This is a genomic window from Allobosea sp. NPDC055594, assembly GCF_053618995.1.
In genome coordinates, this window is sequence record NZ_JBSHIO010000003.1 from 70,366 (window position 1) to 85,704 (window position 15,339).

General features: G+C 67.7%; 10 protein-coding genes. 7 read left to right on the forward strand and 3 right to left on the reverse strand.

The window, feature by feature from the left end; translation table 11 throughout:
- Positions 1–104: 104 nt before the first annotated feature.
- The 5 genes from ACWGRX_RS07475 (at position 105) to ACWGRX_RS07495 (ending at position 6,323) form a co-directional block, all read left to right on the forward strand.
- Positions 105–1,064, forward strand: coding sequence for a hypothetical protein (locus ACWGRX_RS07475; protein ID WP_452117019.1), 960 nt, complete (start codon positions 105–107; stop codon positions 1,062–1,064).
- A 242-nt stretch (positions 1,065–1,306) separates the two neighbouring features.
- Complete coding sequence (locus ACWGRX_RS07480; protein ID WP_452117020.1) at positions 1,307–2,050, forward strand: glucosamine-6-phosphate deaminase; 744 nt, start codon at positions 1,307–1,309, stop codon at positions 2,048–2,050.
- Between the two features lie 7 nt (positions 2,051–2,057).
- Positions 2,058–3,086, forward strand: coding sequence for an N-acetylglucosamine-6-phosphate deacetylase (locus ACWGRX_RS07485; protein ID WP_452117021.1), 1,029 nt, complete (start codon positions 2,058–2,060; stop codon positions 3,084–3,086).
- Positions 3,087–3,135: 49 nt separating this feature from the next.
- Positions 3,136–4,326, forward strand: a complete 1,191-nt coding sequence (locus ACWGRX_RS07490; protein WP_452117022.1) for an extracellular solute-binding protein — start codon at positions 3,136–3,138, stop codon at positions 4,324–4,326.
- A gap of 284 nt (positions 4,327–4,610) precedes the next feature.
- Entirely contained in the window at positions 4,611–6,323 is a 1,713-nt protein-coding gene (locus ACWGRX_RS07495) for an ankyrin repeat domain-containing protein (protein WP_452117023.1), read from the forward strand.
- 30 nt (positions 6,324–6,353) lie between these two features.
- Here ACWGRX_RS07495 and ACWGRX_RS07500 read toward each other — a convergent pair whose 3' ends face one another.
- Both ACWGRX_RS07500 and ACWGRX_RS07505 read right to left on the reverse strand, forming a co-directional pair.
- Positions 6,354–8,348, reverse strand: a complete 1,995-nt coding sequence (locus tag ACWGRX_RS07500) for an acetyl/propionyl/methylcrotonyl-CoA carboxylase subunit alpha (RefSeq protein ID WP_452117024.1) — start codon at positions 8,346–8,348, stop codon at positions 6,354–6,356.
- Between the two features lie 5 nt (positions 8,349–8,353).
- The gene (locus tag ACWGRX_RS07505) at positions 8,354–9,952 is read right to left on the reverse strand and encodes an acyl-CoA carboxylase subunit beta (RefSeq protein ID WP_452117025.1); all 1,599 of its coding nucleotides are present in this window, start codon (positions 9,950–9,952) and stop codon (positions 8,354–8,356) included.
- Positions 9,953–10,099: 147 nt separating this feature from the next.
- Between ACWGRX_RS07505 and ACWGRX_RS07510 the strand changes: the two genes are divergently transcribed.
- Positions 10,100–10,570: a MaoC/PaaZ C-terminal domain-containing protein gene (locus ACWGRX_RS07510; RefSeq protein WP_452117026.1), complete on the forward strand. Its 471-nt coding sequence runs from the start codon at positions 10,100–10,102 to the stop codon at positions 10,568–10,570.
- Positions 10,567–11,172, forward strand: coding sequence for a TetR/AcrR family transcriptional regulator (locus ACWGRX_RS07515; RefSeq protein WP_452117027.1), 606 nt, complete (start codon positions 10,567–10,569; stop codon positions 11,170–11,172). Before ACWGRX_RS07510 ends, ACWGRX_RS07515 begins: the two co-directional genes overlap by 4 nt.
- A gap of 12 nt (positions 11,173–11,184) precedes the next feature.
- Here the strand turns inward: ACWGRX_RS07515 and ACWGRX_RS07520 are convergent, their stop codons facing one another.
- Positions 11,185–15,189, reverse strand: a complete 4,005-nt coding sequence (locus ACWGRX_RS07520) for a Pls/PosA family non-ribosomal peptide synthetase (RefSeq protein WP_452117028.1) — start codon at positions 15,187–15,189, stop codon at positions 11,185–11,187.
- Positions 15,190–15,339 lie beyond the last annotated feature (150 nt).

Below are 15,339 nucleotides of genomic sequence, written 5' to 3' on the forward strand. Positions count from 1 at the left end.
CCGCCGATGCCTTCCGGCACGGCTGTGCTAGAGCTTGCCATCCATCGCCAGCGGCAGGCGCCGCGTCGAGTTCAAGATCACCGAGCGCTGAGCCAGGTTAGCCGATGTCGACGATCAGCCTCACCGACGGCATTTCACTGCCGGAGACGTTCGAGGACCTTCCGCGCATAGGAACGTCGATCGTCGATTCGAACACGCTTGCTGCGCTCTACAGCGACGCTTCACCCCAATGGTGCAAGGTGGAAGAGGAATGGAAAGTCGTTCCTGACCCCAGTGGGAATGCCCTGATCATTCTCTTCGATCGGCGCGGCGAAACGAGGATATTGCCGAAGTTTCGTATCCAGTCGGCCTGGATCGTTTTTGCCGTGAAGCCGGACGAGTGCTGGGTGGTGGCAAGAACCAGCCGGAACATAGGAAGCGGCGAACTTCGCGATACGACCGTCTACGATTCAGCGGGCGCCGTCATCAATTTGGTCGAGGCCGGTGGTGCGGTCGCATTTATCCAACTGAGCGAGAACGGATCGTTCTGGATCGGCCACGACGATGAGGATGCGTCGGACGACGCAAAACTAGGCGGCGTCTCATACTTTACGGCAGACGGATCTGAGGTCTTTCATCAGGATTGCGTCGCCCGCCCCGACACACCTGAGAACGACGGCATGCCGTTCTGGTGCTGCTACGCGCTCAATGTGATTGGACGATCCGCCTGGACGCAGCACTACACATCGATGCTGATCACGCGCTTCAATCCGGATGGTGGCGCAAGCTCTTGGGCAACGGAGAATAACGGTGCGGTAGCGCTGGCTCTTAGGGATGGCATCGTCGCGCGAGTTGGTCGCTACGATGAAGATCAATACAGGATCAGCGCCTTTCGCCTGAAGGAGCCGCCGCGCTCCGAGTTCATCGGGCGCGTCGCGTTCGACATCGAAGGCCAGACGCCGAAGTATCAGCCCTGGATCGATGGCAAGGGCGATACATTCCATCTCGTGCACGACAATAAGTGGTATCGCCTGACGTTGGATGAGGTCCTTTCACGCCTTGAAGGGGGGTCAGCGGCAGTCTGACCACTATTGTGCGCGAGCGCGCGCCCTGCCTCTCAATGCCGCTGGGCGATCTGAATAGGGTTGCCGCAGATGTCGTCGAAGACCGCGTCGGCTGGCTGCGAACCTGTGCGCGCAAGCCCCGCGAAAAGCTGCGGCGCCATGCCTTCGCGACAGGTGCATAGCCCCGCGCCCATGCTAGGCTGACAACTGGGATGGTAGTATCCCAGATGGCAACCGCCATAGTCGTGCCGGGCAGGAGCAGCATGATCGATATCCGCATCACCCCCGACAAGCAGGAGCTCGGCCGGCAGGCTGCGGCACTCGGCGCCGAGACGATCCGCGCCGCCATCGCCCGCCATGGCGAGGCGAACATCATCGTCGCCACCGGCGCCAGCCAGTTCGAGATGCTGCAGCACCTCGTCGCCGCCGAGGGCATCGACTGGTCGAAAGTCACCGCCTTCCATCTCGACGAATATGTCGGCCTGCCCGTATCGCACCCGGCGAGCTTCCGGCGCTATCTGCAGGAGCGCTTCGTCGCCCCGCTCGGCCGCAAGGTGACCTTCGTGCCGGTCAATGGCGAGGGCGACGCGCAGGCCGAAACGGGCCGCCTCAACGCCCTGATCGCCGGTCGGCGCATCGATCTCTGCTTCGCCGGCATCGGCGAGAACTGCCATCTCGCCTTCAACGATCCGCCGGCCGATTTCGAGACGAAAGACCCCTATATCGTCGTCACGCTCGACGAAGCCTGTCGCAACCAGCAATTCGGAGAAGGCTGGTTCGAGAGCCTCAAAGCCGTGCCGGAGCGTGCGATCTCGATGAGCGTGCACCAGATCCTGAAGAGCGGACTGATCATCCTGTCGGTCTCGGACACCCGCAAGGCCAAGGCGGTCCAGCACGCGCTCGAAGGCGAGATCTCGCCGCAATACCCGGCCTCGATCCTGCGCCGGCACGCCAATACCGTGATGTTCATCGATCCGGCGGCCGCCGCGCTGCTGAAGCAGGGCTGAGACGACGATGCCCGTCTCGCCCGGTCTCGTCGACCTCCAGGTCAACGGCTTCGGCGGGGTCGATTTCAACGATCCCGCGATCACCGCGGCCGATCTCGACCGGGCGCTGGAGGCGATGCTCAAGACCGGCGTCGCCTTCTGCCTGCCGACGCTGATCACCGCCCATCCGCATGAGTTGCAGGAGCGTTTCCGGGCGCTCGACGCCGCGGTCTCGCAAAGCCGGCTCGGTCCGCTGATGTGCCCGGGCTACCATCTCGAAGGCCCGTTCCTCAACCCGGCGCCGGGCTATCATGGCTGCCATCCGCCTGCGGCGATGACCGCGGCCAAGCTCGACCTCGTCGCGGGGCTGGAGCGCGACCTGACCCGCCCGATCCTGATGGTGACTCTGGCCCCCGAGCGCGAAGGCGCCCTCGCTTTGACGAAGGCGCTGGCTGAAGCCGGCAAGATCGTCGCCATCGGCCATTCCGCGGCGGATTTCGACGTGGTCGCCGCGGCCGCGAATGTCGGGCTCAGCCTCTCCACCCATCTCGGCAACGGCCTGCCGCAGAACCTGCACAAGCTCGCCAACCCGGTTTTCGCCCAACTCGCCGAGGACCGGCTGATGGCCGGCTTCATCGCCGACGGCATCCATGTCCACCCGAAGGCGTTGAAGGCGCTGATCCGGGCCAAGGGCCTCGAACGTTCGATCCTGGTCACCGATGCGGTGGTCGCCGCCGCGGCCCCCATCGGCCGCTATCACTTCGCCGGCATGGCGGTCGATCTCACCGCCGATGGCTCGGTCCGCCAAGGCGAAGGCCTGCTCGCCGGCTCGGCTCTCTGCCTCGACCAGGCGGTGCGCAATCTCGTCGCCTGGGGCATCGCCACCGCCGACGAGGCCCTCGCCATGGCCTCGCGCCATCCGCTCGCCGCAATCCGACCCGCGCTCGACGCGCATCGCATCACCCTTGCCGAAGGCGCGGTTGAATGGTCGGATGGCCTCTTCGTCGAGCGGATCCGCATCGGCGATGCCGAGCGCCTTTACGAACGCCGGCCTTGAGCCGCCGCGACGCCTTGGCAAGACGCCATAGCAATAACAGGGGAACGCGATGACCGAGGATTTCAATGCCATCAGCCGCCGCACCGTGCTCGGCGGTCTAGCTGCTGTCGCCGCGGGCGGCCCGGCCTTCGCGGCCTCGCCGCCGCTGCCGACCAGCCCGGTCGTGATCAGCATCATGGATGTCGGCGGCGCGCTCGCTTTGATGCAGAAGGCGTTCGAGGACTACCGCGCCGCCAACCCCAAGCTGGTCTCGCGCATCGCCTTCGTGAAGGCACCCGCCCCCGAGCTCGCCAGCAAGCTCAAGGCGCAGCAGGATGCCGGGCGGGTCGATCTCGACCTGATCCTGACCGGCAGCGACGGCCTCGCCGCTGGCCTCGAGCAGAAGCTCTGGCAGAAGATCCTGCCCGATTTCTCCGACAAGTTCCCGAATATCGAGGCCAATTACGAGCCGGCGGCGCTCAACCTGCACAAGGCGCAGGGCGACGGCTTCGGCGTCGTCGTCAACTACTACCCCTCCGGCCCGCTGCTCGAATACATGCCGGACAGGGTCAAGAACGTGCCGACCACCGCCGAGGAGCTGCTCGCCTGGGCCAAGGCCAACCCGAACAAGTTCATGTATGCCCGCCCGACCAATTCCGGCCCGGGCCGCACCTTCATGATGGGCCTGCCCTATATCCTCGGCGACAAGGACCCGCAGGATCCGGTCAATGGCTGGGACAAGACCTGGGCCTATCTCCAGGAGCTCGGCCAGTACATCGAGTACTACCCGGCCGGCACCGGCGCGACGATGAAGGAGTTCGGCGACGGCTCGCGCGACATCATCATCTCGACCACCGGCTGGGACATCAACCCGCGTGCTCTCGGCATCGTGCCGAAAGAAGCGAAGATCCAGACGCTGAAGGGCTTCCATTGGGTCTCGGACGCCTTCTTCATGTGCGTTCCCAAGGGCATCCCGAACGATCGCCTCGCCGTCGTGCTCGACATCATGGCCCATGTGCTGACGCCGAAGATGCAGGCCTATTCCTATGACGAGGGCTATCTCTATCCGGGTCCTGCGGTGAGGAACGTGCCGCTCTCGCTGGCGCCGGAGGCGAGCCAGAAGGTCATCGCCGAGTTCGGCCGGCCGGAATATGCCGACCTGATCGCCAACAACCCGATCGAGCTGCCGCTGAAGCCCGACAAGATGGTCGTCGCCTTCCGCAAATGGGACGAGCTCGTCGGGGCGAAGCGGGCAAAGTGAGACCCTGTCGTCATGGTCGGCCTTGTGCCGACCATCCACGCCTTCCTTGATCGAGGCAGTGTTCAAGACGTGGATGCTCGCCACAAGGGCGAGCATGACGGTGGAGCAAGCCATCGCATTGACTTCCCCGCTGCCATGCGTTTCTCATCGCCGCAGAGCGCATGGGGCGCCACCTGTCCGCGGCAAGGGAGCCTGCTCCCACCCAAATCGGCTAGAGCGCATCTCACCATCGCTTTCTTCCGGCCTGTGAAGCGGACATCAGGCTCTTTCCGGAAGGAAGAACCATGTCCTTGTCCGTCCGCGAGCTCACGCCCCGTTCGAACCTCGAAACCATCCGCCGCCAGGCCAAACGCTGGCTGAAGGAGATCGAGGCCGGCGACGGCGCAGCCCTCGCCCGCTGGCACGCCCAGAACCAGTCCCGCCTGCCGAAGCTGCGCGAGGTCCAGCATGCCCTCGCCCGCGAATACGGCCTCGCCAGCTGGGCGGCGCTGAAGCAGGAACTCGCGGCCCGTGAGCTCGGGGCGCGCGGCAAGGCGGCGGTCGTCGCGCTATTCCTGGAAAAATCGGCGTTGCGCTATGGCGTCCGGCCCGGCACGCAGCAATGGGGAGGTTATGAGGCCGACCGCCCTGCCCGCGGCGCGCTTGCCCTGCACCTGCTCGAACGCCACCCCGAAATCGCCCGAGACAACATCCACACCGCCGTCGCCGCCCATGACCTCGCCACCATCGGCGCATTCCTGGCAGAGAATCCCGCTCTCGCGACCGACCGGAGCGAGTTCGACGGCTGGACGCCGCTGCTCCGCCTCGCCTTCACCCGGCTTCCGGACCACGCGGCGGCAGCGAATGCGCCGGGGATCGCCGAACTCCTGCTTGCCCATGGCGCAGACGCCAACGGCTTCTGGAGTGATGGCAGCAACCATTTCACCGCCCTGACCGGCGCCGTCGGTGGCGGCGAGAACGGCCAGCCCGCCCATCCGCAGGCGCAGGAACTGGCCCGGCTGTTGATCGCCCACGGGGCCGATCCGCTCGACGGGCAGGCGCTCTACAACAATTCGCTCGGCGCCGACGCGACGCTCTGGCTCGAACTCTTCTGGGACGAAACGGCGAAGCGCGGTCAGCAGGGCCGCTGGCACGAGCCGATCCGCGAACTGCCGGCGCCGCCACTCGACTACCTGCTCGGCAATGCCGTGCCGCGCCAACCCCGGCGCGCCGCCTGGCTCCTTGCCCATGGCGCGCATGCCGACGCGGTCAATGCCCACACGAAGCACAGCCTGGTCAGGCAGGCGCTGCTCGACGGCCGCGACGACCTCGTCACGCTTCTGCTCGATCACGGCGCCGCCCCGGTCGAACTCGGCGAGCGCGAGGCCTTCATCGCCGCCATCGCCCGTGCCGACGACGTCGAGGCGAGCCGGCTGCTGGAGGCGCATCCCGAGTTTCGTCTCGATACCGGCCCGATGCAGGTCGCCATCCGCCAGGGCCGTCCCGAAATCGCCGCCCTGGCGCTCGGCCTCGGCCTGTCCCCCGATGCCGAAAGCCGCGACGGCGTGCGCACCTTGCACGAGGCGGCCGGCGCCGATGCTGTCGAGATCATCGCCTTGCTGCTCGCGGCCGGCGCTAAGATCGATCCGGTGGAGCGCCGTTTCGGCGCGACGCCGCTCGGCTGGGCCCATCACCAGGGCGCGAGCGCCGCACAGGCGCTTCTCGCCGCGCAGAGTCGCGACATCGGCGCGCTCTGCCGTGCCGGCGAAGGCGAAAGGCTGGAGGCGCTGCTCGCCGACGATCCCGCGCTCGCCACTGCGCCGACGCGCTCCGGCGAGCCGCCACTGTTCTGCCTGCCCGATGACGATCAGAGCGCCGCCGACCTCACCGAGCTCCTGCTGGCACTGGGGGCCGACCGGCAGGCACGCAACGCCGCCGGGCTGATGCCGGCCGAGGCGGCGCGCCGCCGTGGCCTGCTCGATACCGCCGCGCTGCTGGACGCTCAGGCAGGCGCCTGAACCGCTTTTCCGGCGGGGCCGGCGCGCTTCTCAGGAGGCAGCCGGCTCGATCAGCACCAAGCGCTTGCCGGCCGGGACCGTCTCGCCCGTCCGGCAGGCGATGTCGGCGACGGTGCCGGCGATCTCGGCGCTGAGCGAGGTGAACAGCTTCATCGATTCGAGCACGATGACGACCTGCCCCGCCTCGACCTGCTCGCCGGGCGCCACCCGGACCTCGGCGACCACGCCCGGCATCGCAGCGAGCACCGCGCCCGATCCTGACGCCGCGCCATTGGTTCCGGCCGCGATCCGCGTCGCGCTCGCGAGGCTGAAATCGAAGCTCTCGCCGTCGAGCATCAGGCTGACGCGTTCGTTCGCGACGGCATGGCTGCCGCGCAACAGCCTGCCCTCGCAGGTGACCTCGAAACTCTCGCCGCCGCTGTGCAGGATGAGCACGATCTCACCGTCCTCGTCGCGGACCGCACGCCCGCCGTCCGGCAGGGCCCGAACCTCCAGCCGCGTCGCCTTGCCTTCCTCGCTCGCGACGAGATGGCTGGTGGCGAGGCCGCCCGCCGGCGCCAGGATGCGGAAGCCGGACAGCCCGGCCCAGGCATCGCCGCCCGGCCGCGCCGATTCCTGCCGCGCGAGCCAGAGCAGGACGGCGGCGGCGCGCGCCAGACGGTGGTGCGGCCGCCGGGCCACCCAGCCCTCCGGGAAGGCCTCCTCGATGAAGCGTGTCGTCGCCCGGCCCTCGGCGAAGAGCTTGTGCTCGACGGCATCGGCCAGGAAGGGCAGCGTCGTCGCCGGGCCGAGAATGGCGAAATCGCGCAGGCCTGCCGCCAGCCGGGCGCAGGCCTCGGCCCGGTCGCTCCCGGCGGCGATCGCCTTGGCGAGCAGCGAATCGTAGAACAGCGTCACCTCGGAGCCGGTGCGTACGCCGCTGTCGATGCGGATCGCGCCGGGCTCGCGATACCCCTCGATCCGGCCGGCATCGGGACGAAAGCCCTGATCGGCCCGCTCGGCGGTGATCCGGGCCTCGATCGCATGACCGCTCTCACGGATCTCGTGCTGCAGCGCCGGCAGGCGCTCGCCGGCCGCGATCCTGATCTGCCATTCGACGAGGTCGTAGCCGGTGATCGCCTCGGTCACCGGATGCTCGACCTGTAGACGGGTGTTCATCTCCAGGAACCAGGGCTCGTCGAAGCCGTTCTCCAGAATGAATTCGACGGTGCCGAGATTGTCGTAGCCGATGGTCCGGGCGAGCGCGACGCCGCGCTCCAGCAGCTTGGCCCGGATCGCCGGGACGAGGTTCGGCGCCGGCGCCTCCTCCAGCACCTTCTGGTTGTTGCGCTGGACCGAGCAGTCGCGCTCGAACAGGTGCACGACATTGCCGTGCTTGTCGCCGGCGACCTGCACTTCGAGATGGCGCGGGCGCAGCACCAGCTTCTCGATCAGCAGCGCCGGATCGCCGAAGGCGGCCTGCGCCTCGGCGCGGGCCATGTCGAGCGCCGGCACGAGTTCCACCGCCAGGAACACCCGGCGCATGCCCTTGCCGCCGCCGCCGGCCGAGGCCTTGATCATCACGGGATAGCCGATCCGCGCCGCTGCCTCGGCGAGCGCGGCGTTCGACTGGTCCTCGCCCGCATAGCCCGGCACGCTCGGCACGCCGGCCTGTTCGGCGATCAGCTTCGAGCCGATCTTCGGCCCCATGGCGCGGATGCACTCGGCGGAAGGACCGACGAAGATGCGCCCTTCCTCCCGGCAGAGCAGCGGCAGGTCCGGCTTCTCGGAGAGGAAGCCGTAACCGGGATGGATCGCCTCGGCGCCGCTGCGCGCTGCCGCTTCCATGATCGCCTCGGCGCGCAGATAGCTGTCGCGCGCCGCAGCCGGGCCGATGCGCACCGCCTCGTCGGCGCATGCGACATGAAGCGCATCGCGATCCGCATCGGAGAAGACGGCGACGGTGCGGATGCCGAGGCGCCGGCATGTGCGCATGATCCGCACGGCGATTTCACCGCGATTGGCGACGAGAAGAGAGCCGATCATCTGGGTCACATCCGGTAGACGGGGCGATGCCCGGGCAGCTCGACCTCGCGCGCGGCGAGCGCGAGGCAGAGCCCGATCACGTCGCGGGTCTGGGCCGGCTCGATGATGCCGTCGTCCCAGAGCCGGGCGGTGGCGTAATAGGGCGTGCTCTGCTCCTCGAACTGCGCCCGCGTCGCCCGGTCGACCTTTGCGATCTCGCTTTCGTCGGCAGCGCCGCGCGTCAGGCTGGAGCGCCGTAGCTCGGTCACCACCGTCGCCGCGACATCCGGCGACATCGTCGCGATCCGCGCATTGGGCCAGGCGAACAGGAAGCGCGGCTGGAAGCCGCGCCCGCACATGCCGTAATTGCCGGCACCATAGGAGCCGCCGATGATCACGGTGTAGCGCGGCACACGGGCGTTCGAGACGGCATAGACGAGCTTGGCCGAATGCTTGGCGATGCCGCCGCGCTCGGCCTCGGTGCCGACCATGAAGCCGGTGATGTTCTGCAGGAAGAGCAGCGGAATCCGGCGCTGGTCGCAGAGCTCGATGAAATGCGCGCCCTTCAGCGCGCTTTCGGAGAACAGCACGCCGTTATTGGCGAGGATGCCGACCGGCTGGCCGTGGATATGAGCGAAGCCGGTGACCAGGGTCGCGCCATAATCCGGCTTGAAGGCCTCGAAGACGCTGCCATCGACCATGCGGGCGATCACCTCGCGCACGTCGAAGGGCTGCTTCAGATCGGTACCGACGATGCCCTCGATCTCGGCGGGATCGTAGAGCGGCGGGCTCGCCAGGCGCGCCTGCGAGCGCGGCGCCGACGGCCAGTTCAGCGCGCCGACGATGCCGCGCAGCTTGGCGATCGCCTCGAACTCGCTCTCGGCGAGATAGTCGCTGACGCCGGAGACCAGCGTATGCATCTCGGCCCCGCCCAGCGTCTCGCCATCGACGATCTCGTTGATCGCCGCCTTGACGATCGGCGGACCGCCGAGATGGATGCGGCCGGTGCCGCGCACCATCACCACCTCGTCGGAGAGCGCCGGGATATAGGCGCCGCCCGCCGTGCAGCCACCGAACACCGCCGAGATCTGCGGCAGGCCGGAAGCCGACATCCGGCATTGCTGCAGGAAACTGCCGCCGAAATGGTCGCGGTCGGGAAAGACCCGGTCCTGCTCGGGCAGGAAGGCGCCGCCGCAATCGACGAGATAGAGGCAGGGCAGACGGTTCTCGAAGGCGATCTCCTGCGCCCGCAAATGCTTCTTCACCGTCTCGTGGAAGAAGGAGCCGCCCTTCACCGTCGCGTCATTGGCGATGATCATGCAGGGCGTGCCGCAGACCATGCCGATACCGGTGACGATGCCGGCGGCCGGCACCTCGTTGCCATAGAGCTCCCAGGCCGCGAGTGGCGACAATTCCAGGAAGGGCGAGAACGGATCGACGAGCAGGTCGATGCGCTCGCGCACCGGGATCTTGCCGCGCTCGCGATGGCGCGCCTGCAGCTTCTCGCCGCCGCCGGCCAGCACCCGTCCATGCCGCTCGCGCAAGGTCTCGACCAGCCCTGCATAAGCGGCCCGCCGCTCGTCCTGCTCGGCCCCGCCGCGCAGCCTGCTCTCGATCACCGGCATTCGCCCAAGCCTCCCGCAACCTGCCGGCCAGCGCCTTGCTCGCGCGCCGCGGCATTGCTACCTAACTACCGGTAGGGAGCCGTTATAGGCAAGGCCCTTCCGCGCGGTTACGCAGCGGGCGCCTTGCCGCAGACCGGGAGGATTTCGATGGGGCGCGTCTATGACGAATTCTCGCTCGGCCAGCGTTTCGTCACGCCGGGCCGGACGATCACCGAGGCTGATATCGGCGCCTTCGCCGGCCTCACCGGCGACTACAACCCCGTCCACACCGATGCGGCTTTCGCCGCGAAGACCGAGTTCAAGACCCCGGTTTCCCATGGCCCGATGGGCATCGGCATTGCCTTCGGGCTGGCCTCACGGCTAGACCTGATCGACGGAACGGTGATCGCGCTACTCGGCGTGAACTGGGATTTTCGCGCTCCCGTCCGCGCCGGCGACACCATCCGCGCCATCATCGAGGTGACCGAGATGCGAGCAGTCAAGCACCCTGATCACGGCCTGATCGGGCTTGCCATCGCGCTGGAGAACCAGGCTGGAACGGTTGTCCAGCAGGGCTCCGCGCGGCTGCTGATGCGACGCCGGCGGATCGCCGGCACTGCCTGGGGCGAAATTCCGTGAAACAGGACCCGTCCGGCAATCCGGCGAGCAGCCAGCGCCCGGAAGGCGGCGCGCGCCGCCAGATCCTCGACGCCGCCGCGGCTTTGCTCCGCCAGGGCTATGACGCCACGACGACGCGGGAGATCGCCGCCCGCGTCGGGATCAAGGCCGGCAGCATCTATCATCACTACCCGTCGAAGGAAGCGATCGTCAGTGCCGTCGTCAACGAGGGCGTGCGCGTCGTCCATGAGGCGGTGACGGGCGCGCTCATGGCACTCGGGCCATCGGCATCGCCGCGCGAAAGGATGCAGGCGGCGATCAAGGCGCACCTGCTCTCCTCGCTCGAGCACAGCGCCTACACCTCGGCCAGCATCCGTGCCTTCGCCTTCCTGCCGGCCGCGGTCCAGGAGGACTGCCGCGTCGAGCGCCGACGCTATGAGGAGATCTGGCGCGGAGTGGTGACGGAAGCCGCGGCAGCCGGACTCCTCGCCCCGGGCGTCTCGCAGGACGCGGTGCGTCTCCTCTTGCTCGGCGCGGTCAACTGGGCCGGTGAATGGTACCGGCCCGAACGCATGAGCATCGACGAGATCGCCCGCGACTTCGCCGCCAGCATCCTGCGCTGACCCGCCACCGTCCTACGCCGCCGCTGGCTGCGCCGGCGCTCCCGCCCATTGCGTATGCGCCGGGATCGCCTCGCCCTTCATCACGATCGTGAGGTTGCCCAGCCTCGCATAGTCGCCGATTCGGGTGTCGTAGAGCACCGTGGTCAGCGCCGAGATCGCCGTGCCCTGGCCGATCTCGATCCGGCCGACCTTCATCACCCGGTCCTCGAAGAGATGGGTCTGGAGATTGGAGGTCGCGTTGATCGCCGCATGGTCGCCGATCTCGACGCAGTCGAACTCGGTGATGTCGGTGCTGTCGAGGAAGACGCCCTTGCCGACCTTGGCGCCGAACATCCGCATCACCCAGGGCAGCATCGGCGTGCCGCGTAGCGCGTTGAGCAACAGCGCCCCCGCAGTGCCCCAATAGAAGGTCGTCATCGCCTCGGTGCGCAGCGCCCACCACGACCAGAGCCCGTGATTGCCGGGGCGGTAGACGCCCATCAGCAGCCATTTCACCGCCAGCACCACGCTCGCCAGGATGATCGAGCAGGCGACACAGGTCGCAATGAAGACCGGCGCGAACTCGGCCCAGCTCTGCGACTTCTCCAGTGCCGGGAACAGCACGTATTCGGCGGCGAAGGTGCCGAGCGTGATGAACATCATCGTCGGCATCGAGACGCTGAACAGTTCGAACACCGCCCGCAGCACCCGCCGCCAGGCCGGCGGCCGGAAGGTCTTGGCGACATCGGCATCGTCGAAGCGCTGGCGGGCCGGCAGCAGGATCGGCGGGCTGCCGAAACGCGTCTCGTTCGGCTGCATCGGCTTGTCGGCAGGCGGCTTCGACTTGATGCCGATCAGCGCGCCGTCTGGGATCGAGGCGCCGGGCGGCAGCACGGAATCATTGCCGATGAAGACGCGCGAACCGGTGCTGACCTGGCCGGAGGTCATCCAGCCACGGCGCACATCCTCGTCGCCGAGCACCACCTCGTCGGCGACGAAGCATTGGTCGCCGATCGAAATCGTATCGTAGCGCCCGGCGAAATTGGTGGCGATCTCGGTGTCCTTGCCGATCTTCGCACCCATCAGCCGGTACCAGACCCGCATATAGATGGTCGAGAACAGCGAGCTCAGGCTGTCGAGCATCACGTCCGAGGCGAGCCCGACCGTCCATTTGCGCACCGCAAAGCCGGAATGGATCGACTTCGTGCCAGCCGGCGCGCTCGGCAGCACGATCCAGCGGATCGCCGTCACCAGCAGCACGGTGCCGAGCATCATCAGCATCGCCGTCGGCCAGGTCAGCACCGGCAGGTACCAGTGATAGTCGACGCCGACCATCTGCTGGAGGACCGTGTCGTAGCGGTCGAAAAGGTAGAAGGCCGGGAAGATCGGCAGCAGGCTGAGCGCCGGCATCGCCAGGACCAGCAGCGCGTAATAGAGCGTCTGCAGGGCCTGGACCGGAGCGGAGGGCGCCGGGGCGTGCTCTGGCCAGTTCGCCGGGTCGACGGACCCAATCTTGTGGCCGGGCGAGCCATCCCAGTGCTCGAAGGCGCCGACCCGCATACCGGGGGACAGCGCCGTCAGGTCGGAAAGCTCGGCCCCCTCGCCGACGACCGTGTCGTGGCCGAGTGCGCAGGAGGTGCCGATATAGGCGTCCTGGCCGATCGTCACCCTGCCGATCACCAACTCGTTGCCGATCACCTCGGCATTGGCGATGCTGAGCTTGCCGCCGAGGGTGACGTCGTCGCCGATCTCGACGAGATCGACCGCGCCGGCCTCGAAGCCGCTGAAGAAGACGCGCTTGCCGACCTTCGCGCCGAGCAGGCGCAGCACGAACGGCCCAAGCGGCGTGCCCTGCATCCGGTTGAGATGGATGAAGGAGGTGAGCTGCCGGGCGAGCCACCAGCGGAAGAAATAGACGCCCCAGAGCGGATAGCGCCCCGGCGTCGTCCGCCACAGCACCAGCCGCTTGCCGATTATGCCGGCGATCAGGATCGCCAGCGTCACCAGCATGTAGACGCCCATCAGCATCAGGACTTCGCGGAATTCGACCTTCTCGTCGACGGTGATCAGCTCATAGGTCACGAAGATGGTGAGCCAGGGCCCGGTCAGCGCCAGCAGCAGCAAGGGCATGCAGGCGAGCTGCGCCAGCCCGCAAAGCACCCGGCGCAGCGGCGGCGGCGGCGTGAAGCTGAGATCGCGCCGCTTGCGCCCGCCCGCAGCCTGCTCGCGCTCGTCGAGCCGGGCTGCGATCGCCCTTAAGGTACGCAGGCTGTAAATGTCCTCCAGCGTGATCGCCGGCAGGTCGGGATTGCCGCGCACCGCCGCCAGGAAGGTCGCGGCGAGCAGCGAATGGCCGCCGAGATCGGCAAAGAAATCGGCATCGAAGCCGACGTTCTGGCCGGGGAAGAGCGGCTTCGCCGCCGCGAGCAGCGCAGCCTCGGTCGGCGTCTGCGGTTCCTCCTGCTCCTCGGTCTCGGCCGGGGCGCTGAGCGACGCCGCCTTCAACGCCTTGCGGTCAGCCTTGCCCGAGGTCAGGCGCGGCAGCTCGGCCATCTCCTCGAAATGCGAGGGCACCATATAGGGCGGCAATGTCTGCTTCAGTGCGCTGCGGATCTGAGCGCGGTCGAGCGCGGCACCGGCGGCCGGCACGACGAAGGCGACGAGTCGGTCGATGCCGTCATCGCGGCGCAGCACCACCGTCGCCTGCGCGATACCCGGCAGGTCGGAGAGCCGCGCCTCGATCTCGCCGAGCTCGAGCCGGAAGCCGCGCAGCTTGACCTGATCGTCGATGCGGCCATGGAACAGGATCTTCCCGTTCTCGGCGACGCTGACCGCATCGCCCGAGCGGTAGAGCACCGGATCGCCGGCCATCGGGTGGAAGGGATTCGCGATGAACTTCTCGGCGGTCAGGTCCGGGCGGCCGAGATAGCCGCGCGCGACGCCCGGCCCGCCGATCAGCAGTTCGCCCTCGACGCCGGGGCCGACCAGTCGCATCTGCTCGTCGACGACATAGCAAGTGTAGTTCGGGATCGGCACGCCGATGGTCACCACCTCCTCGGGCGTGACCTCGTCCACCGTCGCGACAACCGTCGCCTCGGTCGGGCCGTAGGAATTGAAGATCTTCCGGCCGGGACGGCACCAGCGCTGCTTCACCGAGGGCGGGCAGGCCTCGCCCCCGAGGATGATGATGCGCAGGCTCGGCACGTCCTGCGGCAGCATGGCGAGCAGGGTCGGCACGGTGTCGAGCACGCTGATCCCGGCCGCATTCATCAGCTCCGGCAGGCGTTCGACTTCGCCGAGCACCTTCTGGGAGGCGACCCAGAGCGTCGCGCTGACGAGATAGGGGACGAATATCTCCTCCAGCGACAGATCGAAGGCGACCGAGGCGCCCTGGAAGGAGACATCGTCCTGCGTCATCCCGTAGATCGCGTTGGACGAGCGCAGGTAGTGGCAGATGTTGCGGTGCTCGATGACGATGCCCTTGGGCTTGCCGGTCGAGCCCGAGGTGTAGATCGCATAGGCCGGGGTTTCGGGCGTGACGCCATCGGCCCGCAGGTCGAGCGGTGCGCCCTCCCCGCCTTCGGCGACGAGTTCCAGGCAGTCGCGCGCCGTGGCCGGCAGCTCGCGGTCGAGTTTCCCGGCGGTCACGGCATCGATGACGATGACCTTCGCCGCGCAGTCGCTCAGGCATTCGCCGATGCGCTCTGCCGGCGCGTCGACGTCGAAGGGGATATAGGCGGCACCGCTCTTCAGGATACCGAGCAGGCCGACATGCAGGTCGAGCGAGCGCGACATCCACAGCCCGACGAATTCTCCCGGCTTGACCCCCTGCTGGCGCAGCGCCCGGGCGACCCGGTCGGCCTGCGCATTCAGCTCGGCATAGCTGATGCGCCGGTCCTCGAAGACGATCGCGGTGCGTTCGGGCGTGCGTACGACCGAAGCCTCGAAGATCTCGGAGAGCAGCTCATCCCGCAGCAGCGAGGGATCGACGACACCATGCAGAACACCGGCACGGTCACCGCTTACGGACATCTCCATCGAACCCTACCCCCTCTTTGCGGACGCGTCTGACCGCTCCGGCGGGGGCAAGACGGCGCTGCGATGCCCCCCGCATCGTCGCTGTTGATAGGGGTGACCTTGTGTAAATTGCGTTATCGCCGCACGGAAAAGCGAAGCGGACGGCACCAT

Coding starts and splice junctions, on each gene's coding strand:
- ACWGRX_RS07480 (WP_452117020.1), top strand. CDS start 1,307: ATGATCGATATCCGCATCACCCCCGACAAGCAGGAGCTCGGCCGGCAG.
- ACWGRX_RS07495 (WP_452117023.1), top strand. CDS start 4,611: ATGTCCTTGTCCGTCCGCGAGCTCACGCCCCGTTCGAACCTCGAAACC.
- ACWGRX_RS07500 (WP_452117024.1), bottom strand. CDS start 8,348: ATGATCGGCTCTCTTCTCGTCGCCAATCGCGGTGAAATCGCCGTGCGG.
- ACWGRX_RS07490 (WP_452117022.1), top strand. CDS start 3,136: ATGACCGAGGATTTCAATGCCATCAGCCGCCGCACCGTGCTCGGCGGT.
- ACWGRX_RS07485 (WP_452117021.1), top strand. CDS start 2,058: ATGCCCGTCTCGCCCGGTCTCGTCGACCTCCAGGTCAACGGCTTCGGC.
- ACWGRX_RS07505 (WP_452117025.1), bottom strand. CDS start 9,952: ATGCCGGTGATCGAGAGCAGGCTGCGCGGCGGGGCCGAGCAGGACGAG.
- ACWGRX_RS07510 (WP_452117026.1), top strand. CDS start 10,100: ATGGGGCGCGTCTATGACGAATTCTCGCTCGGCCAGCGTTTCGTCACG.
- ACWGRX_RS07520 (WP_452117028.1), bottom strand. CDS start 15,189: ATGGAGATGTCCGTAAGCGGTGACCGTGCCGGTGTTCTGCATGGTGTC.
- ACWGRX_RS07475 (WP_452117019.1), top strand. CDS start 105: ATGTCGACGATCAGCCTCACCGACGGCATTTCACTGCCGGAGACGTTC.